This window comes from Pseudomonas sp. TE3552 (assembly GCF_056278945.1).
In genome coordinates, this window is the sequence record NZ_JBWBQJ010000001.1 from 5,762,399 (window position 1) to 5,783,928 (window position 21,530).

19 protein-coding genes are annotated in these 21,530 nt (G+C 59.3%); 11 read left to right on the top strand and 8 right to left on the bottom strand.

Translation table 11 applies throughout. The annotated features are described in order from the left end of the window. Window positions 1-71 precede the first annotated feature (71 nt). Both metK and ACZ9BB_RS26115 read right to left on the bottom strand, forming a co-directional pair. Window positions 72-1,262: a methionine adenosyltransferase gene (gene metK / locus ACZ9BB_RS26110; RefSeq protein ID WP_476217476.1), complete on the bottom strand. Its 1,191-nt coding sequence runs from the start codon at window positions 1,260-1,262 to the stop codon at window positions 72-74. An 18-nt stretch (window positions 1,263-1,280) separates the two neighbouring features. Then, window positions 1,281-2,276: an ArsR/SmtB family transcription factor gene (locus tag ACZ9BB_RS26115; protein ID WP_476217478.1), complete on the bottom strand. Its 996-nt coding sequence runs from the start codon at window positions 2,274-2,276 to the stop codon at window positions 1,281-1,283. A 273-nt stretch (window positions 2,277-2,549) separates the two neighbouring features. On the opposite strand from ACZ9BB_RS26115, the gene tkt reads away from it, so the two are divergent. From tkt to ACZ9BB_RS26150, 7 genes are all read left to right on the top strand, one after another. Further along, a complete protein-coding gene (gene tkt / locus ACZ9BB_RS26120; protein ID WP_476217480.1) occupies window positions 2,550-4,547 on the top strand; it encodes a transketolase in 1,998 nt (665 codons plus the stop codon). Between the two features lie 187 nt (window positions 4,548-4,734). After that, entirely contained in the window at window positions 4,735-5,793 is a 1,059-nt protein-coding gene (epd, locus tag ACZ9BB_RS26125; RefSeq protein ID WP_476217482.1) for an erythrose-4-phosphate dehydrogenase, read from the top strand. A 25-nt stretch (window positions 5,794-5,818) separates the two neighbouring features. Continuing rightward, window positions 5,819-6,982, top strand: a complete 1,164-nt coding sequence (locus ACZ9BB_RS26130) for a phosphoglycerate kinase (protein WP_476217484.1) — start codon at window positions 5,819-5,821, stop codon at window positions 6,980-6,982. A gap of 34 nt (window positions 6,983-7,016) precedes the next feature. Beyond that, window positions 7,017-7,238, top strand: a complete 222-nt coding sequence (locus ACZ9BB_RS26135; RefSeq protein WP_476217486.1) for a hypothetical protein — start codon at window positions 7,017-7,019, stop codon at window positions 7,236-7,238. A 56-nt stretch (window positions 7,239-7,294) separates the two neighbouring features. After that, entirely contained in the window at window positions 7,295-7,627 is a 333-nt protein-coding gene (locus ACZ9BB_RS26140) for an MliC family protein (RefSeq protein ID WP_476217488.1), read from the top strand. A 316-nt stretch (window positions 7,628-7,943) separates the two neighbouring features. Then, complete coding sequence (gene fba / locus ACZ9BB_RS26145) at window positions 7,944-9,008, top strand: class II fructose-bisphosphate aldolase (RefSeq protein WP_030130215.1); 1,065 nt, start codon at window positions 7,944-7,946, stop codon at window positions 9,006-9,008. Window positions 9,009-9,272: 264 nt separating this feature from the next. Then, complete coding sequence (locus ACZ9BB_RS26150) at window positions 9,273-9,701, top strand: hypothetical protein (protein ID WP_476217490.1); 429 nt, start codon at window positions 9,273-9,275, stop codon at window positions 9,699-9,701. Between the two features lie 164 nt (window positions 9,702-9,865). Here ACZ9BB_RS26150 and ACZ9BB_RS26155 read toward each other — a convergent pair whose 3' ends face one another. After that, entirely contained in the window at window positions 9,866-10,228 is a 363-nt protein-coding gene (locus tag ACZ9BB_RS26155; RefSeq protein ID WP_476217492.1) for a DUF6124 family protein, read from the bottom strand. Between the two features lie 606 nt (window positions 10,229-10,834). Continuing rightward, the gene (locus ACZ9BB_RS26160) at window positions 10,835-11,503 is read right to left on the bottom strand and encodes a polysaccharide lyase family 7 protein (protein ID WP_476217494.1); all 669 of its coding nucleotides are present in this window, start codon (window positions 11,501-11,503) and stop codon (window positions 10,835-10,837) included. Between the two features lie 319 nt (window positions 11,504-11,822). Here ACZ9BB_RS26160 and ACZ9BB_RS26165 point away from each other — a divergent pair, with 319 nt between their 5' ends. The 3 genes from ACZ9BB_RS26165 to ACZ9BB_RS26175 are packed head-to-tail and all read left to right on the top strand — an operon-like array spanning window position 11,823 to window position 14,831. Further along, window positions 11,823-13,946 carry a putative bifunctional diguanylate cyclase/phosphodiesterase gene (locus tag ACZ9BB_RS26165; RefSeq protein WP_476217496.1) on the top strand — a complete coding sequence of 708 codons (2,124 nt, stop codon included), beginning with the start codon at window positions 11,823-11,825 and terminating at the stop codon, window positions 13,944-13,946. 45 nt (window positions 13,947-13,991) lie between these two features. Beyond that, the gene (locus ACZ9BB_RS26170) at window positions 13,992-14,498 is read left to right on the top strand and encodes a M48 metallopeptidase family protein (protein WP_476218429.1); all 507 of its coding nucleotides are present in this window, start codon (window positions 13,992-13,994) and stop codon (window positions 14,496-14,498) included. 36 nt (window positions 14,499-14,534) lie between these two features. Beyond that, entirely contained in the window at window positions 14,535-14,831 is a 297-nt protein-coding gene (locus ACZ9BB_RS26175; RefSeq protein ID WP_090178776.1) for a winged helix-turn-helix domain-containing protein, read from the top strand. A gap of 52 nt (window positions 14,832-14,883) precedes the next feature. Here ACZ9BB_RS26175 and ACZ9BB_RS26180 read toward each other — a convergent pair whose 3' ends face one another. Then, on the bottom strand, window positions 14,884-15,336 hold the full coding sequence (locus ACZ9BB_RS26180) for a GNAT family N-acetyltransferase (protein ID WP_476217499.1): 453 nt from the start codon (window positions 15,334-15,336) through the stop codon (window positions 14,884-14,886). A 257-nt stretch (window positions 15,337-15,593) separates the two neighbouring features. On the opposite strand from ACZ9BB_RS26180, the gene ACZ9BB_RS26185 reads away from it, so the two are divergent. After that, complete coding sequence (locus ACZ9BB_RS26185) at window positions 15,594-16,331, top strand: substrate-binding periplasmic protein (protein ID WP_476217501.1); 738 nt, start codon at window positions 15,594-15,596, stop codon at window positions 16,329-16,331. A 121-nt stretch (window positions 16,332-16,452) separates the two neighbouring features. On the opposite strand, the gene yccS is transcribed toward ACZ9BB_RS26185, so the two are convergent. From yccS to dbpA, 3 genes are all read right to left on the bottom strand, one after another. Next, window positions 16,453-18,636, bottom strand: coding sequence for a YccS family putative transporter (yccS, locus tag ACZ9BB_RS26190; protein WP_476217503.1), 2,184 nt, complete (start codon window positions 18,634-18,636; stop codon window positions 16,453-16,455). A 138-nt stretch (window positions 18,637-18,774) separates the two neighbouring features. Next, the gene (locus ACZ9BB_RS26195; protein WP_476217505.1) at window positions 18,775-19,953 is read right to left on the bottom strand and encodes a BaiN/RdsA family NAD(P)/FAD-dependent oxidoreductase; all 1,179 of its coding nucleotides are present in this window, start codon (window positions 19,951-19,953) and stop codon (window positions 18,775-18,777) included. A gap of 151 nt (window positions 19,954-20,104) precedes the next feature. Further along, window positions 20,105-21,442, bottom strand: a complete 1,338-nt coding sequence (gene dbpA / locus ACZ9BB_RS26200; RefSeq protein ID WP_476218431.1) for an ATP-dependent RNA helicase DbpA — start codon at window positions 21,440-21,442, stop codon at window positions 20,105-20,107. Window positions 21,443-21,530 lie beyond the last annotated feature (88 nt).

A 21,530-nucleotide genomic window follows, 5' to 3' on the forward strand; every position in this document is an offset into this window, starting at 1 on the left:
TTCCAGGTGCAGGGCAATAAAAAACCCCGCACGGCGAACCGTGCAGGGCTTTGGGTACCGCAGGAAAAGTCTTACAGGCCGGCGGCGACACGCAGGTCGTCGGCGCGGTCGGTTTTTTCCCAAGTGAAAGTGGTGAACGTATCGTCGCCCACAGTCTTGGTGCCCGGGGTGCGACCGAAGTGGCCGTACGCAGCGGTTTCCTGGTACATCGGGTGCAGCAGGTCAAGCATGGTGGTGATCGCGTATGGACGCAGGTCGAACACTTCGCGAACCAGTTTGACGATCTTGTCGTCGCTGATCTTGCCGGTGCCGAAGGTGTTCAACGAAATCGACGTAGGCTGTGCAACGCCGATCGCGTAGGAAACCTGAATCTCGCAACGCTCGGCCAGGCCGGCCGCGACGATGTTCTTGGCCACGTAACGACCGGCGTATGCTGCCGAACGGTCAACCTTCGATGGGTCCTTGCCGGAGAATGCGCCGCCGCCGTGACGGGCCATGCCGCCGTAGCTGTCGACGATGATCTTGCGACCAGTCAGGCCGCAGTCGCCCACCGGGCCACCGATGATGAATTGGCCGGTCGGGTTGATGTGGAACTGGGTGTCCTTGGACAGCAGCTCGGCAGGCAGTACATGCTTGACGATCAGCTCCATCACGCCTTCGCGCAGGTCTTTGTAGGACACGTCAGGGTTGTGTTGGGTCGACAGTACAACGGCGTCGATACCGACAACCTTGCCGCCTTCGTAGCGGCAAGTCACTTGCGACTTGGCGTCCGGGCGCAGCCAAGGCAGCAGGCCGGATTTACGGGCTTCAGCCTGACGTTTAACCAACTGGTGCGAGAAGGTGATCGGTGCTGGCATCAGCACGTCGGTTTCGTTGCTGGCGTAGCCGAACATCAGGCCCTGGTCGCCGGCGCCCTGGTCTTCAGGCTTGGCGCGGTCAACGCCTTGGTTGATGTCGGGGGACTGCTTGCCGATGATGTTCATCACGCCGCAGGTCGCACCGTCGAAACCGACATTGGAGCTGTTGTAGCCGATGTCCAGAATCACGTTACGGACGATGTCTTCCAGATCGACCCAGGCCGACGTGGTGACTTCACCTGCGATGATTGCCACGCCGGTTTTCACCAGCGTCTCGCACGCCACGCGGGCGAACTTGTCTTCAGCAATGATGGCGTCCAGCACCGCATCGGAAATCTGGTCGGCGATTTTGTCCGGATGCCCTTCAGACACGGACTCGGAGGTGAAGAGGGAGTATTCGCTCATCTCGATTTTTTCCTGAATTTACCGATGGTGAGTGTCGCCAGCCGGTCGCTGAAAATGGCGGACCTGAATCTGGAAACCATTACGTAAGCCTACATACAGACTTTCCCCGGGAACGAGTCCCGCAGCGGTGGCCCAGCGGGCCAAATCGTCCTGTTCAAACCCCAACCAGAGATCACCGCAGGCCTCCCTGGCCCAACTCTGGTTGTGGCTACATAACTCTGTCACTAACAGGCTGCCGCCTGGTTGCAGCAAGGCGGCCATGTGCTTGAGCGCTTCGGCCGGCGCGGCAAAATGGTGCAGCACCATGTTCAGTACAACGCAATCGGCCTGAAGGCTCACACCGTTCAATGCATCGGCCAATTGCAGGCAGACGTTAGCCAGCGTTTCACGTTCGCAGACCTGGCGGGCCAAATCGAGCATCGCCGGGCTGTTGTCCAGCGCCGTGACTTGAGTGAAGCGACGCGCCAGTTCCGGCAGAAAACCGCCATCGCCGGGGCCGACTTCGATCGCCGTGGCGCCAGGGCCGAAACTCAGCTTGTCGAGCAGTGCCACCACGCTGTCGCGGTACTGCGGCAGGCCGGCAATCAAGTCTTGCTGGGCGCGAAACTTCTCCGCGACCCGTGAGAAAAAGTCCTGGCTGGCCGCCGCGCGCTGTCCGTGGACCTGAGCGATTCGTGACTGAACATCCGTCGGCAGGGTCAGGTTGTCCACTTCGTCCAGCAGCGCAGCATGCAACTTGCCGCCCAGCAGATCGGTGTGGGGCAGGGCGCGACGGTAGAAAATCGCATTGCCTTCACGGCGGGTCGCCACCAGGCCGGCCTGGGCCAATACCTTGAGGTGATGGCTCATGCCGGACTGGCCGATGCCGAAGATCTGCGCCAGTTCCAGCACGCCGAACGAATCGTTGGCCAGTGCGCGCAATACATTCAGCCGCAGAGGATCGCCGCCGGCCTTGCACAGGGCCGCCAGATCGTCGCAATCGTCATGTTGAATGGAAGGCGCGCGTAAATTCATAGGGCCAGCAGTCTAGTGACGGTCAGAAATCACTGCAAGGCCAATATCAAAAAGTTTTGATATTGCTCGATGGGTGGCACTTCTGAACGTTAGTTTCAGTCAACAAACGAATAGCAGAAAGGTTTCATCAGGTTAATGCGACGTTATCCACCGGAAAAACGCCTTCGGATGACTATCTGTCATTGCCCCGAGGCCGCCCGGTGAGGGAAAATGCTCGCCTTTTTTCCGTTTCGTTTTATTCACTCTCGATTCAATATCCGCAGGAGAACAGCGATGCCTAGCCGTCGTGAGCGCGCCAACGCCATTCGTGCCCTCAGCATGGATGCCGTGCAAAAAGCCAACAGCGGCCATCCCGGTGCCCCTATGGGTATGGCAGATATCGCCGAAGTACTTTGGCGTGACTACCTCAAGCACAACCCGAGCAATCCATCGTTCGCCGACCGTGACCGCTTCGTGCTGTCCAACGGTCACGGTTCGATGTTGATCTACTCGCTGTTGCACCTGACCGGCTACGACCTGTCGATCGATGACCTGAAAAGTTTCCGCCAGCTGCACAGCCGCACCCCGGGTCACCCGGAATACGGTTACACCCCGGGTGTTGAAACCACCACCGGCCCACTGGGCCAGGGCCTGGCCAATGCCGTGGGTTTCGCCCTGGCGGAAAAAGTGCTGGCGGCGCAGTTCAACCGTCCCGGCCATAACGTCGTCGATCACCACACCTATGTGTTCCTGGGTGATGGCTGCATGATGGAAGGCATTTCCCACGAAGTCAGCTCCCTGGCCGGTACCTTGGGCCTGGGCAAACTGATCGCCTTCTACGATGACAACGGTATCTCCATCGACGGCGAAGTCGAAGGCTGGTTCACCGACGACACGCCGAAGCGTTTCGAGTCCTACAACTGGCAAGTGATCCGCAACGTCGACGGTCACGACCCGGAAGAAATCAAGATCGCCATCGACACGGCGCGCAAAAGCGAGCGCCCGACGCTGATCTGCTGCAAGACCACCATCGGCTTCGGTTCGCCGAACAAGCAAGGCAAGGAAGATTGCCACGGTGCTCCGTTGGGTGACGCGGAAATCGCCCTGACCCGCGAAGCACTGAAGTGGAACCACGGCCCGTTCGAAATCCCGGCCAACATTTACGCCGAGTGGGACGCCAAGGAAGCCGGTCGCGCAGCCGAAGCCGAGTGGGACCAGAGTTTCGCTGCGTACTCCGCGGCCTTCCCGGAGCTGGCCAACGAACTGGTTCGTCGTCTGAGCGGCGACCTGCCGGAAGACTTCGCTGAAAAAGCCTCGGCGTACATCGCTGAAGTCGCGGCCAAGGGTGAAACCATCGCCAGCCGTAAAGCCAGCCAGAACGCCCTGAACGCGTTCGGCCCGCTGTTGCCGGAACTGCTTGGCGGTTCGGCTGACCTGGCCGGTTCCAACCTGACCCTGTGGAAAGGTTGCAAAGGCGTCACCGCCGAAGACGCCAGCGGCAACTACATGTACTACGGCGTTCGCGAGTTCGGCATGAGCGCGATCATGAACGGCGTGGCCCTGCACGGCGGCCTGGTGCCTTACGGCGCGACCTTCCTGATGTTCATGGAATACGCCCGCAACGCGGTGCGCATGTCGGCGCTGATGAAGAAACGCATCATCTATGTGTTCACCCACGACTCCATCGGTCTGGGCGAAGACGGCCCGACTCACCAGCCAATCGAGCAACTGGCCAGCCTGCGCTGCACGCCGAACCTCGACACCTGGCGTCCGGCCGATGCCGTTGAATCGGCGGTGGCCTGGAAGTTCGCCCTGGAGCGTGACGATGGTCCTTCGGCGCTGATCTTCTCCCGTCAGAACCTGCAGCACCAAACCCGCAATGCGATCCAGATCGAAGAGATCGCCCGTGGCGGTTACGTGTTGAAGGACTGCGCAGGCGAGCCTGAGCTGATCCTGATCGCCACCGGTTCGGAAGTCGGCCTGGCGGTTCAAGCCTTCGACAAATTGACCGAGCAGGGCCGCAAGGTCCGTGTGGTGTCGATGCCATGCACCAGCGTCTTCGAAGCCCAGGATGCCGGTTACAAGCAATCGGTTCTGCCGTTGCAGGTCAGCGCGCGTATCGCCATCGAAGCCGCCCACGCGGACTACTGGTACAAGTACGTGGGCCTGGAAGGCCGCGTGATCGGCATGACCACCTACGGCGAGTCGGCGCCTGCGCCTGCCTTGTTCGAAGAGTTCGGCTTCACCCTGGAAAACATCCTGGGCCAGGCTGAAGAGCTGCTGGAAGACTAAGTCCGACAGTTGCGTTGTCTGTGCTGACGTCTTCGCGGGCAAGCCTCGCTCCTACAGGGGATCGCGTCGTTTTGCGGAATCGGAATTACCCCGATCCGGCAAAACAGACGCAAGATCTGTAGGAGCGAGGCTTGCCCGCGAAGGCGGCAGACCTGCGACTACATTCCCAAGCTTTATCGAGAACCCCATGCCTCAACCGCGTCCTTACAAAGTTGCACTCAACGGCTACGGCCGGATTGGTCGTTGCGTCTTGCGTGCGTTGTTTGAGCGAGGTTCGACGGCCGGGTTTGAAATTGTTGCGATCAACGATCTGGCCGACATGGCCAGCATCGAATACCTGACACGCTTTGACTCCACACACGGGCGGTTTCCCGGTGAGGTGAGGGTCGAGGGCGATTGTCTGCATATTAATGGCGACTGCGTGAAGGTCCTGCGCAGTGCCACCCCTGAAAGCATCGATTGGGCGTCACTGGGTGTCGATCTGGTGCTGGAATGCTCCGGCGCTTACCACACCCGCCAGGATGGCCAGCGATTCCTCGACGCCGGCGCGCCACGGGTGTTGTTTTCCCAGCCGATGGCCAGCGAGGCAGATGTCGACGCCACCATCGTCTACGGTGTGAACCAGGATTGCCTGACCGGCGACGAACTGCTGGTGTCCAACGCCTCCTGCACCACCAATTGCGGCGTGCCGCTGTTGCGCCTGCTGGATCAGGCCATTGGTCTGGAATACGTGTCGATCACCACCATCCACTCGGCGATGAACGATCAGCCGGTGATCGACGCTTATCACCACGAAGACCTGCGCCGCACCCGTTCGGCGTTCCAGTCGGTGATTCCGGTGTCCACTGGTCTGGCGCGAGGCATTGAACGTCTGTTGCCGGAACTTGCCGGGCGAATTCAGGCCAAAGCCGTGCGGGTGCCGACGGTTAACGTGTCCTGCCTCGATATTACGATGCAGACCGTAAGCGATACCGACGCCACCGAGGTCAACCGGATTCTGCGCGAAGCCGCCACCCATGGCCCGCTCAAAGGCCTTCTGGCCTACACCGAGTTGCCTCACGCCAGTTGTGATTTCAATCATGACCCACATTCGGCCATCGTCGATGCCAGTCAGACCCGCGTTTCTGGCCCACGGCTGGTGAACATCCTGGCCTGGTTCGACAACGAATGGGGGTTTGCCAATCGAATGCTGGACGTTGCTACACATTATCTGCAAACAGCTATTTCCAAAAAACCTGCTCTCTAAAACAGCTATCCAGGAATTGCGACCCATGACCGTGTTGAAGATGACCGACCTCGATCTGCAAGGTAAGCGCGTACTGATCCGCGAAGACCTCAACGTCCCAGTCAAGGACGGTGTTGTCACCAGCGATGCGCGAATCCTTGCTTCGCTGCCGACCATCAAGCTGGCCCTGGAAAAAGGCGCGGCCGTGATGGTCTGCTCGCACCTTGGCCGTCCGACCGAAGGCGAGTTCTCGGCCGAGAACAGCCTCAAGCCAGTTGCTGACTACCTGAGCAAGGCCCTGGGCCGCGAAGTGCCGCTGGTGTCCGATTACCTGGGCGGCGTCGACGTGAAAGCCGGCGACATCGTGCTGTTCGAAAACGTGCGCTTCAACAAGGGCGAGAAAAAGAACGCTGACGAACTGGCCAAGCAATACGCCGCCCTGTGCGACGTGTTCGTGATGGATGCTTTCGGCACCGCTCACCGCGCCGAGGGGTCGACCCACGGCGTGGCCAAGTTCGCCAAAGTCGCCGCCGCGGGCCCGTTGCTGGCCGCTGAACTGGACGCACTGGGCAAGGCCCTGGGCGCCCCGGCCCAGCCAATGGCTGCCATCGTTGCCGGCTCCAAGGTTTCGACCAAGCTCGACGTACTCAACAGCCTGAGCCAGATCTGCGATCAACTGATCGTTGGCGGCGGCATTGCCAACACCTTCCTGGCCGCTGCCGGTCACCCGGTCGGCAAATCCCTGTACGAGCCGGACCTGTTGGACACCGCCCGTGAAATCGCCGCGAAAGTCAGCGTGCCGCTGCCAGTGGACGTGGTGGTCGCCAAGGAATTCGCTGAAAGCGCGACCGCGACCGTCAAGCTGATTGCCGATGTGGCCGCCGACGACATGATCCTGGACATTGGCCCACAGACCGCGGCGAATTTCGCCGAGCTGCTGAAGTCGTCCAAGACCATCCTGTGGAACGGCCCGGTGGGCGTGTTCGAATTTGACCAGTTCGGTAATGGCACCAAAGTGCTGGCCCAGGCCATCGCCGAAAGTTCGGCATTCTCCATCGCTGGCGGCGGCGATACCCTGGCAGCCATCGATAAATATGGCGTTGCCGAGCAAATCTCCTACATTTCTACCGGCGGCGGCGCGTTCCTCGAATTCGTCGAAGGCAAAGTACTGCCGGCCGTTGAAGTCCTGGAAAGCCGGGCCAAGGCCTGAGGCCGCCGATTTGACCAGGCAAAGGAGTGTTCACGTGGTCAGGACCTTAGTGCTGTTGATCGCCGCGGGTATGCTGGCGGCTTGCGGGAGTAACCCGAAGGCCACGCCGGAATCCGAGCCGCGCGCGCCAGAAAAAGGCTGCTACCAGGCCGACTGGCAAGCGGAAACCAACCCGGTGATCAACAAGCGTTCCGGGCCGGACGGCCTGGACAAATATGAGACGCAGACCCCGGCCAAGGAACATGGTTGTCCTTGAGGGGTCTGACTCTTTACTCAAGGCGGGCGGCGTGCGCCGTCAGTCGAGGAACACGGATGAAAGGCTTTATCGCCGTTGCGGCATTGGCATTGCTGGCAGGTTGCACCCATTTGAACCTGTTCAACGCTGCCGAGCCAGCGGACAGTTGGACCACCTGGACTTGTGATAGCCAGGCCAAAGTGCTCTGGCGCTACACTGACATCAACCGCAAGGAAGTCGACGTTCGCCTGGGCGGTGCTGATCAGGTCTACCGCTTGAAGCTAGAGCCGGGCGCCGAAGGTTCGCTGTACAGCAACGACATGCTGGCATTTCACGTAAAAGGTGAGGAAGGCCTGGTGTACTGGGTCGTCACCAATGATTTGATCGGCCGCGGTTGTAAAGCCGAGTAACACGATTGATTTGATTCACAGCGCTCCAAATGTGGGAGCGGGCTTTTGTGGCGAGGGGGCTTGCCCCCGTTGGAGTGCGAAGCGCTCCCGAGGCCAGCGGACGCGATGCTTCAATTAGACCGCGTCATCCGATTTGCGACTGCTGCGCAGCCGAACGGGGGCAAGCCCCCTCGCCACAAGGTTTCAGCGACACAGGTTTTTTGTTGTACCGAATTCGCAGCCCGGGCCATCCCCCGATCTGCAATAACTTGAATAGCCGCCGCCGCTACGGCAGGCTGGCACGATTAACGACCCTCAACCGGGAGAGACACACACAATGGCACTTATCAGCATGCGCCAGATGCTGGACCACGCAGCCGAGTTCGGCTACGGCGTTCCAGCCTTCAACGTCAACAACCTTGAGCAGATGCGCGCCATCATGGAAGCCGCTGACAAGACTGACTCCCCGGTGATCGTCCAGGCTTCGGCCGGTGCTCGCAAATACGCAGGCGCCCCGTTCCTGCGTCACCTGATCCTGGCAGCCATCGAAGAATTCCCGCACATCCCGGTGTGCATGCACCAGGACCACGGCACCAGCCCTGACGTCTGCCAGCGCTCCATCCAACTGGGCTTCAGCTCGGTGATGATGGACGGCTCCCTGGGCGAAGACGGCAAGACCCCGACCGACTACGACTACAACGTCCGTGTTACCCAACAAACCGTAGCCATGGCTCACGCCTGCGGCGTTTCGGTAGAAGGCGAGCTGGGCTGCCTGGGTTCGCTGGAAACCGGCATGGCCGGTGAAGAAGACGGCATCGGCGCCGAAGGCGTTCTGGATCACAGCCAAATGCTGACCGACCCGGAAGAAGCCGCTGACTTCGTCAAACGCACCCAGGTCGACGCCCTGGCCATCGCCATCGGCACCAGCCACGGCGCCTACAAGTTCACCAAGCCACCTACCGGCGACGTGCTGGCCATCGACCGCATCAAAGAAATCCACAAACGCATCCCGAACACCCACCTGGTGATGCACGGCTCGTCTTCGGTTCCGCAAGAGTGGCTGGCGATCATCAACCAGTACGGCGGCGACATCAAAGAAACCTACGGCGTACCGGTTGAAGAAATCGTCGAAGGCATCAAGCACGGCGTGCGCAAGGTCAACATCGACACCGACCTGCGTCTGGCCTCCACCGGCGCCATGCGTCGCCTGATGGCTACCAACCCGAGCGAGTTCGACCCGCGTAAGTTCTTCGGCGCGACCGTGACTGCAATGCGTGATGTGTGTATCGCACGTTATGAGCAGTTTGGTACTGCGGGCAATGCTTCGAAGATCAAACCGATCTCGTTGGAAGCGATGTTCCAGCGGTATTTGAAGGGTGAGTTGAACGCTAAGGTCAACTAAGCCTTCTGCGTTTGAGTTGCACGAAAAACCCGCCGAGAGGCGGGTTTTTTTGTGGGCTGTGGGTGGATTTTGCGTTAACCCCGTGTAGATGAAAGTAAAGCCTTGGTTCTTTGGTTATATCGATTATTTCAAAGATGTATTAAGCGCTGTCATTTATTACAGGTGATTGGGTGAGAGATATTACCTATGCTGGTCGTGCAATCACAGAGGAGCCAATTAAATAGATAGGTTCCCTTTGTCTCCGTTTATATATTGAGGTGGATAATGAAAGTTAAGGAGGATAAGAGCGGTATGAAGAGTGTGGACGGTGAATTCACGGCTACTTTTTACGATGAGTTCGGCAATAAGTCAGGAGACTTCAAGGTAGATCGAATTAGTGGGGTAATGGATGGCGATATATTCAATGTAAATGCATACGATAAAGATAATAATCTTATAAAATTCCAGATTCCGCAGGATTTTGGTATCAAAAAGCACAAATTGACGGACGAGGGGGAATTTTTATTTATGTCTGATCCTGGGGGCGAGCCTTGGTACGCTCAGTCGGGATATGTGAATATCGAAAATAATGATGTCGCTGACTATCGAGGTAGTTTTCATGTAAACAAGCGTCGGGAGGGTGATACGGATAAGTCAGCCATGGAAGGAAGGTATCGGCTCGACTTTTCCGAAAGTAAGAAGGCGGCAAAGTAAAGGCAGAGTAGAAACCAAAAAGTGGCTGATTTATTTAATCGTCCCTTATTCAGTGAGTTGAACGCTAAGGTTAATTAAGCCTGAGCGTTAAGCTGCATTGATAAAAACCCGCCGAGAGGCGGGGTTTTATTGGGGGCAAGTTGTTCGCATCAGCCGAGCCGCGATTACTCCTTCAATTCGACGTGGTCCAACGCCTGGTTCACCGCCAGTTCGCCGAGCATGACCACTTGGGCGATGCCCAGCAGGGTCTTGCGATGGGAGGTCTCCAGCAGCGCCGCGAAATTGTTGAGCATGGTGGTAGCCGAGCCCAATGTTTCGCTGGCGTTGGCCAGCAGGGATTTGGTGTTGTACTTCGGATTGGCCAAGTACATGGGCTCGGGTTCGTTGGTGGAGGCCATGATCTGAGCGGCCGGGTTGAGGTAATGGTCGAGGGCGCGCTCGGCGGCTTCGTGGAATTTTTTTGAGTCGCGTGATTCGTAGGGTGATGCCGGGTCGGTGACCGGCGGATGCGGCGTGGATTTGGTCATTTGCTCGAAACCTGATTGGAGTGCCCCCTCTTTGGCTACTAATCAAAGTGGAGGCAACTGTACGCAGGTTAGTAGACCGGGGTTTCGAGCAGGCCGGCGCACCCGAGGGTGCCCTGCGCACAGTTACCATCAAGCGCAGGAATCGAAATCCCTGACTGACAGATGCTTGTGCACCAAGCTCGAAACCACGGGCTACTAAACCCGATCACTGGAAATCAGTGACGCGAATCAAGTTACCGGTGGGCTTCAAGGCGCACAAGCCGGCGGATTCTGGCGTACCTGTAGGCGGTGACGCAAGCCGTTGTAGGCTTCATGAGGTAACGCTGAGTGTCTTTAAACGTGGGCGTTTAAATGGGGCCAGATGCCGGTCAGTGAAGAGATGGAGTTGGACATAAAGAACCTGTGGCGAAGGAGCTTGCTCCCGCTGGGGCGCGAAGCGGCCCCCCAAAAAGAGGGACTGCTGCGCAGCCCAGCGGGAGCAAGCTCCCTCGTCACAATGGGTGGATTCCTACGAAGTTTTCGGAGCTGAAGATCAAAAGATCACAGCCTGCGGCAGCTCCTACAGAGGACTCGTAACTCGAGCTGCAGGCTGCGGTCTTTCAGGGATTAGGTGTCGTGATCGATATCCAGCTTGCTGAATGTCACTTCCCCGCCTTCGCTGGTGTACCCGGTGTTGTCCTGCACGTAGACGCCGGCCTTGAAGTACAGCGGTTTATCACGCCACATCGCGCTGATGTCGGTGTCCCACTGATAGCCTGCCGCACTGATGCCCAATGCACCACCGGGGCTTAGGTGGATGAGGTAGGAGAACTCCTGATTGAGTTTCACGCCGGTGGCGATGGTGATGACCCGGGCGGTGTCGTCGTCGGGGTGCATGCGGACTTTGGCGACGATGTTGCCGGTCGCGCTGTAGTCTTTGTATTGATACTCGACTTTCACCATCGGCTTCTGGCTGTTGTAGGCATGGATCTGGCCAATGACGATCTTGCCCGAGCTGGGCACCTTGCTGACCGAGAGGGTGGCACGCAGGGAGTTGTCCGCGTCGGGGTAATACCAGTTTTTCAGTGTGCCGTTGCTGTAGGTTTCGCGCAGTTCGGTGCGAGGGTAGATCGCGTTTTCAGTGCGGGTGCCGGTGACCGGGGACCAGAAAAACAAGGTGCCGGTGTCGGAGTGGAAGTATTGATCCTTGAAGCCGTCTACCAGCTTGGCGGTTTCGACGGTGTACGGCGGGCTGCCGACAGGAACACTGAGGTTCCAGGTTGCGAGATCGATCATATTCAAGCTTCCACTTTTTTTTGCTGCACGCGCGTACCAGAAGCTCTAGCCTGCGCCTTCGGGGGGGTCTTTATAAGCGTAGAAGAGATCTTTGTTAATGCCCGTTTGGCAAATGGCTGACGTCAACATCCTGTCGAAATGCCATCTTTCCCGGTTTCCGGGGGCTGCAGGACCGACCGTTAGTCGGCTTGTGAAACTTTGCTTAAATGATGGCACACCGGCAGCTTCTGCTTTCGTGGATCCGGGTCTAGAGTGAAGTCGCAATATGTGTCCGGTTTTCACAAGAGGCCGGCCTGAGGTCCCGAACAAGAGATGCAGCATGGAATGCGCACAACCTACGCCAGCTGAAGGCAACTCAATCCTTTTAATTGTCGATGATTACCCTGAAAACCTGATCAGCATGCGCGCGTTATTACAGCGCCAGGACTGGCAGGTCATCACCGCGGCCTCCGGTTTCGAGGCCCTTGGCCAGTTGCTCGAACACGATGTCGACCTGGTGCTGTTGGATGTGCAGATGCCGGGCATGGACGGTTTCGAAGTGGCGCGGCTGATGCGTGGCAGCCAGCGGACCCGCCTCACGCCAATCATTTTTCTCACTGCCAATGAACAGTCCCAGGACGCTGTGATCAAGGGCTATGCCAGTGGCGCGGTGGATTACCTGTTCAAACCGTTCGACCCGCAAATTCTCAAACCCAAAGTCCAGGCGTTGCTCGAGCATCAGCGTAATCGCCGTGCCTTGCAGCAGTTGAGTCATGACCTGGAAATCGCCCGGGCCTTCAATGCTTCGGTGCTGGATAACGCCGCCGAAGGCATTCTGGTGGTGAGCGAGGACGGGCTGATTCGCTTTGCCAACCCGGCCATATCTCGCCTGCTCAATGCCACGGTGCATGAGCTGCAAGGCAGAGAGTTTCTGGATTTCCTGCAGAAACCGCACATCCCGATCTGGGCCGATTCCGAATTGTTTGCCGGCTACAAACGCGGTGAAACCTTGCGCCTGCACGATGCGTCGCTGCGTACGGCGCCCGGTCAGCAAGTGCCGGTGGCGTTGTCCTGTGCGCCGTTACCCGCCGAGCAACATGCCATGGTGGTGACGGTGCTGGACATGTCGGTGGTGCGCCATCTGCATCAGCAGCTGGAGTTTCAGGCGGTGACCGACCCGCTGACCGGCCTGCTCAATCGCCGGGGCTTTTACCAGACCGTTGAAAACCTGCTGCTGCGCGGCGAACGTTCCGACAGCACTTGGGTGCTGTTGTACCTGGACCTTGACGGCTTCAAGCGGGTCAATGATTCCCTCGGCCACGATGCCGGTGACCGGGTGCTGCGCTGGGTGTCCGAGCAGTTGAAGGCGTGCCTGCGGCCCTTCGATATTCTGGCGCGGATGGGCGGTGATGAGTTCACCGCGTTGCTGGATCTTGAGCTGCCCGAGCAGGCGGCAAAAATTGCCGAGAAACTTATTGAGCGGGTGTCGATCTGTCAGCAGATCGAAGGCATGGACATCGCCTTGGGCGCCAGTATCGGCATTGCCACTTACCCCGATTGCGGGGCTAATCTCGACGGGTTGATGCGGGCGTCCGACATTGCCATGTACGAAGCCAAACGCGCCGGGCGTCAGCAATATCGCTTCTACGATCACGAAATGAACGGCCGGGCGCGTTCGCGGCTGATGCTCGAAGAAAGCGTGCGCACGGCCATCGAGAACCGTGATTTCAACCTGGTGTATCAGCCTCAGGTGGCGATCGCCAACGGGCAGATTCGCGGGTTCGAGGCGTTGCTGCGCTGGCAGCATCCGAGTGTCGGCGATGTACCGCCGGGGCTGTTTTTGCCATTGCTGGAAGAGGCGCGTTTGATCAGTCGACTGGGCAGCTGGATTTACCATCGCGGAGCCAGACAGCGCAAAGCCTGGGAAACCTTGTTTGCCGAAGATCTGGTGCTGGGCGTCAGTTTGAGCAGCACACAGTTCGGTTTGCCCAATCTGGTCACCGAGTTGCGTCAGGTGCTGGAGCGCCATGGTCTAAAGCCGCGGCAGCTGGAGGTCGAGGTCACGGAAGAAGCCTTGATGCTTAACCCCGACGAAACCCGCAAGCAACTGCGTTTGCTGCGTAATCTGGGGGTGCGGGTGGCGCTGGATGACTTTGGCTCCGGGGCATGTTCGCTGGCCCATCTGCGAGACCTGGAGCTGGACACGCTCAAGCTCGACCGTCACCTGATCGCCCGGTTGCCGGGGTCTGAACGGGATGCGGCGCTGGCACGCAGCGTCATCGACTTGTGCGATCAGTTCGGTCTGCTGGTGATCGCCGAAGGGGTTGAAACGGTGGCGCAATATGAATGGCTGCAAGCCAACGGTTGCCAGTATGTGCAAGGTTTCCTGGTAGCACGGCCGTTGATGGCCGAGGACACCGGGCACTTTGTGGAGCCGTTCGACTGGGGCGCGCTGACGAGTTGAATTCGCTACACTGGCGACCTTTTCGTGATTCGTGTTGCCGCCCCAATGACCGCGTTGAAATACCTCCAGGCCTATCCCGCTGCGTTGCAGGACCAGGTGCGCCAGCTGATCGCCGAAGGTCGGCTGGGCGATTACCTGAGCCAACGCTATCCGCAAAAGCACGGGGTGCAGAGCGACAAGGCGTTGTACGCCTATGCCCTGGACCTCAAGCAGGAATTCCTGCGTAACGCCCCGGCCATCGACAAGGTGTTATTCGACAATCGCCTGGACCTGACCCATCGTGCGCTCGGCCTGCACACCGCGATCTCCCGGGTGCAGGGCGGCAAGCTCAAGGCCAAGAAAGAAATTCGCATCGCCTCGCTGTTCAAGGACGCGGCGCCGCAGTTTCTGAAGATGATCGTGGTGCATGAGCTGGCGCACTTCAAAGAGTCGGATCACAACAAGGCGTTCTATAAGCTGTGCGAGCACATGCTGCCGGGGTATCACCAGGTGGAGTTCGATTTGCGGGTGTACCTGACGTGGCGGGATATGTCCGCAGCCACGGGCGCGTAGGGTCTTTTGATTCTCTGATTAACAAGGAGCGCATGGATGGACGTGAGCAAGACCAAGAGCAGCTTCTACCGCCGGTTGTACGTGGCGTACCTGATCGACAGCGGGCTGGCCAGCAGCGTCCCGGCATTGACCGAGGTCACCGGCATGCCCCGGCGCACAGCCCAGGACACCATCGCGGCGTTGGCGGACCTGGATATCATCTGTGAATTCGAGCAGGAAGAAGGTGCGCGCAACCATGCGGGGCGCTATCGGATTCGCGAGTGGGGGGCGATTGATCGGGGATGGATCGAGCGTAATCTGCGGCAGATCAAAGCGGTGCTTGAGTATCCCTGAGTATTGCTGCGTCGGTGCTGACGCCATCGCGGGCTTACCCGCGATGGGGCCCTTATGAGCGACGCATCCCGATATGCGGAATGCCATCCTCCAAATATTCCTCGCCCGCCACCACAAACCCATACCCCCCGTAATACCCCTGCAAATGCGCCTGGGCCGAGAGATAGATCGGTACTTCTGGCCAGTGCTTCTCGGCCTGTTTCAACGCCTGACTCATCAACTCATGTCCAAGCCCGGTGCCGCGTGCAGCGGGAGCAATGATCACCCGGCCGATCACTACGTCGCCGCCCTGTAACTGCGGGTCGAGCAATCGCAGGTAGGCCACCAGTTGGTCTGCATCCCAGCCCATCAAATGGCAGGTGTCACCTTCCAGGTCCTGGCCATCGATGTCTTGATAAACGCATTTCTGCTCGACGACGAACACCTCGGCCCGCAGCTGCAAAATGGCATATAGCTGCTCTTTACCCAGGTCACTGTGGTGTTTGCAGACCCAATCGATTGTCATCTTCACATTCCTTGAACAACGTCATTCCGATACTAAGCGTCCTGAGGCGGGATGTCTTCAAGGCGGAGAAATCTGTGACAAGGACCAAAATGCCATCATTCATTTCTCGCGAAATTGTCTTCTTTGTGTAATCTGCGATGAAGCGCTGTGCAATGGCCTCAATGAGCTAGTGTTAGGACTTGGGTTTCGTCGGTAAGGGGCCCTTGGAGTTTTGGCTGAAAAACACGTCGGGCAGCCGCCCGCTAAGGATTTCTGGCATGCCGCGATTGCATCGAGCGTTGGCTTTGATTGGATTGCTGTTGCTGACACAGACCGCGGCAGCGGAAAAGCTGCGATTGGTAGCCGATGCGTGGCCACCCTTTACCGACGCCACGTTGGTCAATGGCGGATTGGCCACGGACATCGTCAGTACCGCACTGGCCCGGGCCGGTTATGCCAGTGATTTCGAGCAGGTGCCGTGGGCGCGGGCCTTGTTTGGGGTAGGCGAGGGGCGTTATGACGTGCTGGTCAACGCCTGGTACACCGACGAGCGTACGAAGCTGGGACAGTTTTCCAGCGAGTACCTGCTCAACCGCGTGCGCTTTCTCAAGCGCAAGGACGCGCCAATCGAATTCAATAACCTGCAACAACTGCATACGTACCCGATAGCGGTGGTACGCGGTTATGCCTATTCGCACGAATTCGACGACGATGCGTCGCTGCAGAAAGTCCCGGTGCATAGCTTCGCCATGGCTGTGCGCATGGTCGCGGCCGACCGGGTCAAGCTGACCCTGGAAGACGAGTTCGTCGCCCGGTATTACCTTTCTCGGGAATCATCCAAAGTGCGCAATGCCGTGGAGTTTTTGCCCAAGCCGTTGAGCGAGAACAGCCTGCATATTCTGGTGAGCCTGAAAAATCCGCAGCATGAACAGATCGTCGCCGGTTTTGATCGCGAGATTGCGGCGATGAAGGTGGATGGGAGTTATGAGAAGTTGATGAGGCAGCATGGGATGTGATCTGAAAGGCCTGTGGTGTCTGAGCTGACGCTTTCGCGGGCAAGCCCGCTCCCACAGATTTACGCTGGATCCGTAGGAGCAAGGCTCGCCCGCGAAGGGGCCGGCCCTGTCACTACAAATCTCAAGCCTCGCTCGTATCCTTGATCAAATGCGCCGCCAACGTCCGCAACGGCCCCAGTTGCCGGCAGATCAGCGCCAGTTGTGTCTGCACCAAGCGCTGCCCTTCATCGATTTCATCCGGCATCTGTTCAAGCTCATTGGCCAGTGCTTCTTCCTCATCACTCTGAATCGCAATCGGCTGTTTGCTCGCCAGGCCTTGGGCGATTTCGTCGATGCTGGCGGCCAGGCCCAAGCCAGCGCTGTCGATCAAGTGTGCGCGTGCGTCCGCCGGTAATTGGGTTTCGCGGTGTGCCCCCAGCCCCGACAAATAGCTGAGCAAGGTGTGCGACAGCACCAGGAAACGGAACCCGACATCTGCCTCCTTACGGAAATGCCCCGGCTCCATCAGCATGTTGGCCAGCGTCGTCGATAACGCGGCGTCGGCGTTGTGCGCGTTACGTCGGGCCAGGCGATAAGCCAGGTCATCGCTTTTACCGGCAGCGTATTGCTGCATGATCTGGCGCAGGTAAATGCTGTTGCAGGTCAGGGTGTTGGCCAGCACTTTATTCAAGCGTCGACCCTGCCAGTCTGGCAGGAACAGGAATACCGCCAGCCCGGCGATCAGGCTGCCGAGCAAGGTATCGAGCAGCCGCGGCAGGAACAGCCCGTAACCATCCCCGACCTGGTTGAAGCAGAACAGCACCATCAGGGTGATCGCTGCGGTAGCCAGTGTGTAACGGGTGGTACGGTTGGTAAAGAACACCACGCCGGCGGCAATAGCGAACAGCGACTGCACCAGCGGGCTCGGAAACAGATCGAACAGTGCCCAGGCCACGGTCAGGCCGATAGCCGTACCGATGATCCGCTGGCCGAGTTTGCGGCGGGTGGCGCCGTAGTTCGGTTGGCAGACAAACAGCGTGGTGAGGATGATCCAGTAGCCCTGGGACGGGTGAATCAAGTGCACCATGCCGTAGCCGATGCTTAGTGCCAGAGGCAATCGCAGGGCGTGGCGGAACAACAGGGAGGTCGGTGTCAGCTGGGTCCGCAAGCGGGTCCAGACGTCCTTGAGGTTGCGCGGCGAGCGGTCCAGCAGACTGCTGTCGGTGGCGTCGGCCAGGGCGTCGGGGTTGCTGGCGTCGCTGAGCAACCGATCGAGGGTGCCGAGGTTGGCGGCCAGTGCCCGCAGCGAGCGCAACAGTCCACGCCAGGCGGGGTTGCTCTGGATGCGCAAATGTTCGAGGGAGGCGTGCAGGTCGTTCAGTGCTTCGGCAAAACCGGCGTCGTAGACAAAGGGCTGACGCATCTGGATCGATTCGGCCAGTGCGCGGCAAGCCTTGCCTTGCTGGCGCAGCAGGCGCTGACAGCGGAACAACACGTCGCTATGAAAGAATGCCTCGGCCAGCGCGTTGTAGGGATAGTGCGAGGAGCTGGCGCGCTCGTGAATGTCCTGGGCAAGGAAGTACAACTTCAGGTAACGGCTGAGTTTCGAGCCTGGCCGGCCATCGCCGACCCGGTGCAGGATGATTTCCTTGGCGGCATTCAGGGCCGCCACCACCCGACCATTCTGCTGGGCCAGTTCCAGGCGCCGCGCTTCCACGTCCATCTGGCGGATCGGTTCGAACAGCGACGATTTGAGTTTCAGGTAATAACCCAGTTCACGGAACAACCGCGCCAGGCTCTGCTGCACCGGCTGGTTGGAAAACATCGCCTGCCACAGCACCGAGAGCAGGCCATACCACGCCGCACCGGCCACCAGCAGCACCGGCTCGTGCCAGAAATCAGTGACCGCGCCGCCGCGCTGGTCTACGCCGATCATGGTGTAGACCGACAGAATCAGCGTCGCCGAAGCGATCGCGCCATACCGCTCGCCCAGCGCGCCGAGCATGGTCAGGCAGAAGCTGGCCAGGGCAAAGGCGATGATAAAGAGGACGGGGTAGGGGAAGAGCAGTTCGACGGACAGGGCGGCGACCATAAAACACACCAGCGTCACGGCCAGCGCGTTGAGGCGACCCTGCCAACTGTCGTCGGTTTCAGCCAGGGCGCTCGCGATGATCCCCAGGAACAACGGGATCAGCAGCCCCATTTGATCCTGATACCAGCACAGCGCCATGCTGCCGGTCAGGGCGATGAATACCCGCACGCTGTAGCTGAATTTATCCAGCGCCCAGAGGCGACGCAGAGATTGCCGAAATGTGGTCGATGACATGAAGTGCGAAGGCCTTCCGAGGCGATGACGCTAAATTGAGCCAGTAATGACGCCGACGCAATGGCGCCGATCACATCTGATAGCAAAATCTGTTCCTTGCGCACTCTGTGTTGCCTGTCGGGACGCCTTCGCGGTCGATCAGACGAATTGCGCGGCGGCGTATCCGGAAGCCCAGGCCCACTGGAAATTGAATCCGCCCAGGTGCCCGGTGACGTCGAGCACTTCGCCGATGAAATACAGGCCGGGGCTTTTCAGCGATTCCATGGTCTTGGACGACACTTCACGGGTGTCGACGCCACCCAGGGTCACTTCGGCGGTGCGGTAGCCTTCAGTGCCGGCCGGCACGACTTTCCAGCTCGCCAGTTTTTCGGCGATGCCTGCCAGTTCGGCGTGGGTGTATTGCTTCATCGGCTTGGAAACGAACCAGTTGTCTGCCAGCAGGTTGGCCATTTTCTTGGTGAAGATTTCACCGAGCAGGGTTTTCAGCTCGCTGTTGGGGCGTTCGGCTTGCTGCTGTTGCAGCCAGCCCGGAACGTCATGATCCGGCATCAGGTTGATCTCCACCGTATCGCCGGATTCCCAGAACGATGAAATCTGCAAAATTGCCGGGCCGCTGAGGCCTCGGTGGGTGAACAGGATGTTTTCGCGGAAACTCTGGTCGTTGCAACTCACCAGGCAATCCACCGACGTACCGGACAGCTCGGTGCAAAGCTCTTTGAGCTGATCGGTAATGGTGAATGGCACGAGGCCGGCGCGGGTCGGCAGCAGGTCGTGGCCGAACTGTTTGGCCACCTGATAGCCGAAGCCGGTGGCGCCCAGGGTCGGGATCGACAGGCCGCCGGTGGCGATCACCAACGACTCGCAAGTGATCTGGCCCAGCGTGGTCTCCAGCAGATAACCGCTTTCAAGCTTCTCGATGGTCTGGATCGAGGTGTCCAGGTGCAGGCTGACACCGACCTGACTGCATTCGTCGAGGAGCATTTCAAGGATATCGCTGGACTTGTTATCGCAGAACAGCTGGCCGAGTTTTTTCTCGTGGTAGGGCACGCCGTGTTTGGCGACCATGCCGATGAAATCCCACTGGGTGTAGCGCGCCAGGGCGGATTTGCAGAAATGGGCGTTCTGCGAGAGAAAATTGCCCGGTTCGGTGTACATGTTGGTGAAATTGCAGCGGCCACCGCCCGACATCAGGATTTTCTTGCCGGCCTTGTTCGCGTGGTCGAGCAACATCACCTTGCGCCCACGCCCGGCGGCGGTCAGTGCACACATCAACCCTGCGGCGCCAGCGCCAATGATCATGACTTCGGTAGAGCGCAAAACGGTGTCCTCACACAAATCTCAGGGCTAACCCAGATCCCGTAGGAGCGAGGCTTGTCCGCGAACCAGGCGCCGCGGTCTAAGCAGGTAGACAGCGTTATCGTTCTTTGCGGGCAAGCCTCGCTCCTACAGGGGGCGGGCGGTGGCGGTTTTACAGGATGCGCACGCGCAACGAGCGGCCTTTGATCTTGCCGTCGTTCAGGCGCTGCAAGGCTTGCTTGGCGATCCCGCGCTCCACGGCCACATAGGCCTGGAAGTCGAAAATTGCGATTTTGCCGACCTGGGCACCCGGGATGCCGGCATCGCCGGTCAGTGCGCCGAGAATGTCACCCGGACGCACTTTGTCTTTACGGCCGGCACCGATGCACAGGGTGCTCATCTGCGGCAGCAGCGGACCACCGCCCTGGGAGGTGAGGTTGTCCACCTGATCCCAATTCAACGGCGACTTCTGCAACTGCTCGATGGCCTGGGCGCGGTGCGCTTCGGACGGCGCGACCAGGCTGATCGCGATGCCTTTCTCGCCAGCGCGACCGGTTCGGCCGACGCGGTGGATGTGGATTTCCGAATCACGGGCCAGCTCGACGTTGATCACCATGTCCAGCGAATCGATGTCCAGGCCGCGGGCGGCGACGTCGGTGGCGACCAGTACCGAAGTACTGCGGTTGGCGAACATCGCCAGTACCTGGTCGCGATCACGCTGTTCCAGGTCGCCGTGCAGGCCCACCGCGGAAATGCCTTTGGCGGTCAGGTGATCGACGGTTTCCTGCACCTGCTGCTTGGTGAAGCAGAAAGCCACGCAAGAGGCCGGGCGGAAGTGGCCAAGGACCTTGGTCACAGCGCTCATGCGTTCTTCCGGGGAGATTTCGTAGAAGCGCTGCTCGATCTGTGTGTCGTCGTGGAACGCCTCGGCCTTTACTTGCTGCGGGTTGCGCATGAATTTCGACGCCAGCTGCTTGATGCCCACCGGGTAAGTGGCGGAGAACAGCAGGGTCTGACGACGCTCCGGGCACTGGGCGATGATTTCTTCGATGGAGTCGTAGAAACCCATGTCGAGCATGCGGTCGGCTTCGTCGAGGATCAGGGTGTTCAGGCCATGGAGTACCAGCGAACCCTTGCGCAGGTGCTGCTGAATGCGCCCCGGGGTGCCGACGATGATGTGCGCGCCGTGCTCCAGCGAAGCGATCTGTGGGCCGAAGGACACGCCGCCGCACAGGGTCAGAACCTTGATGTTGTCTTCGGAGCGGGCCAGGCGACGGATTTCCTTGGCAACCTGGTCGGCCAGTTCACGGGTCGGGCAGATGACCAGTGCCTGGCAACCGAAGAAGCGCGGATTGATCGGGTTCAACAGGCCGATACCGAAGGCCGCGGTCTTGCCGCTGCCGGTCTTGGCCTGGGCGATCAGGTCCATCCCCTTGAGGATCACCGGCAAGCTTTGCGCCTGGATCGGCGTCATCTGGGCATAACCGAGGGAGTCGAGGTTAGCCAGCATGGCGGCGGACAGCGGCAAAGTGTTAAAAGCGGTGGCGATGGTGGTCACGGGACTGGCCTGCAAAACAAAATGTCGCGCAGTGTATCAG

Excerpts from the sequence above, each read along its gene's own strand:
- ACZ9BB_RS26160 (WP_476217494.1), bottom strand. The coding sequence starts at position 11,503 with ATGATCGATCTCGCAACCTGGAACCTCAGTGTTCCTGTCGGCAGCCCG.
- ACZ9BB_RS26180 (WP_476217499.1), bottom strand. The coding sequence starts at position 15,336 with ATGACAATCGATTGGGTCTGCAAACACCACAGTGACCTGGGTAAAGAG.
- ACZ9BB_RS26150 (WP_476217490.1), top strand. The coding sequence starts at position 9,273 with ATGAAAGTTAAGGAGGATAAGAGCGGTATGAAGAGTGTGGACGGTGAA.
- ACZ9BB_RS26175 (WP_090178776.1), top strand. The coding sequence starts at position 14,535 with ATGGACGTGAGCAAGACCAAGAGCAGCTTCTACCGCCGGTTGTACGTG.
- tkt (WP_476217480.1), top strand. The coding sequence starts at position 2,550 with ATGCCTAGCCGTCGTGAGCGCGCCAACGCCATTCGTGCCCTCAGCATG.
- ACZ9BB_RS26185 (WP_476217501.1), top strand. The coding sequence starts at position 15,594 with ATGCCGCGATTGCATCGAGCGTTGGCTTTGATTGGATTGCTGTTGCTG.
- metK (WP_476217476.1), bottom strand. The coding sequence starts at position 1,262 with ATGAGCGAATACTCCCTCTTCACCTCCGAGTCCGTGTCTGAAGGGCAT.
- ACZ9BB_RS26170 (WP_476218429.1), top strand. The coding sequence starts at position 13,992 with ATGACCGCGTTGAAATACCTCCAGGCCTATCCCGCTGCGTTGCAGGAC.
- dbpA (WP_476218431.1), bottom strand. The coding sequence starts at position 21,442 with ATGCTGGCTAACCTCGACTCCCTCGGTTATGCCCAGATGACGCCGATC.
- ACZ9BB_RS26140 (WP_476217488.1), top strand. The coding sequence starts at position 7,295 with ATGAAAGGCTTTATCGCCGTTGCGGCATTGGCATTGCTGGCAGGTTGC.
- yccS (WP_476217503.1), bottom strand. The coding sequence starts at position 18,636 with ATGTCATCGACCACATTTCGGCAATCTCTGCGTCGCCTCTGGGCGCTG.
- epd (WP_476217482.1), top strand. The coding sequence starts at position 4,735 with ATGCCTCAACCGCGTCCTTACAAAGTTGCACTCAACGGCTACGGCCGG.
- ACZ9BB_RS26155 (WP_476217492.1), bottom strand. The coding sequence starts at position 10,228 with ATGACCAAATCCACGCCGCATCCGCCGGTCACCGACCCGGCATCACCC.
- ACZ9BB_RS26115 (WP_476217478.1), bottom strand. The coding sequence starts at position 2,276 with ATGAATTTACGCGCGCCTTCCATTCAACATGACGATTGCGACGATCTG.
- ACZ9BB_RS26130 (WP_476217484.1), top strand. The coding sequence starts at position 5,819 with ATGACCGTGTTGAAGATGACCGACCTCGATCTGCAAGGTAAGCGCGTA.
- ACZ9BB_RS26165 (WP_476217496.1), top strand. The coding sequence starts at position 11,823 with ATGGAATGCGCACAACCTACGCCAGCTGAAGGCAACTCAATCCTTTTA.
- fba (WP_030130215.1), top strand. The coding sequence starts at position 7,944 with ATGGCACTTATCAGCATGCGCCAGATGCTGGACCACGCAGCCGAGTTC.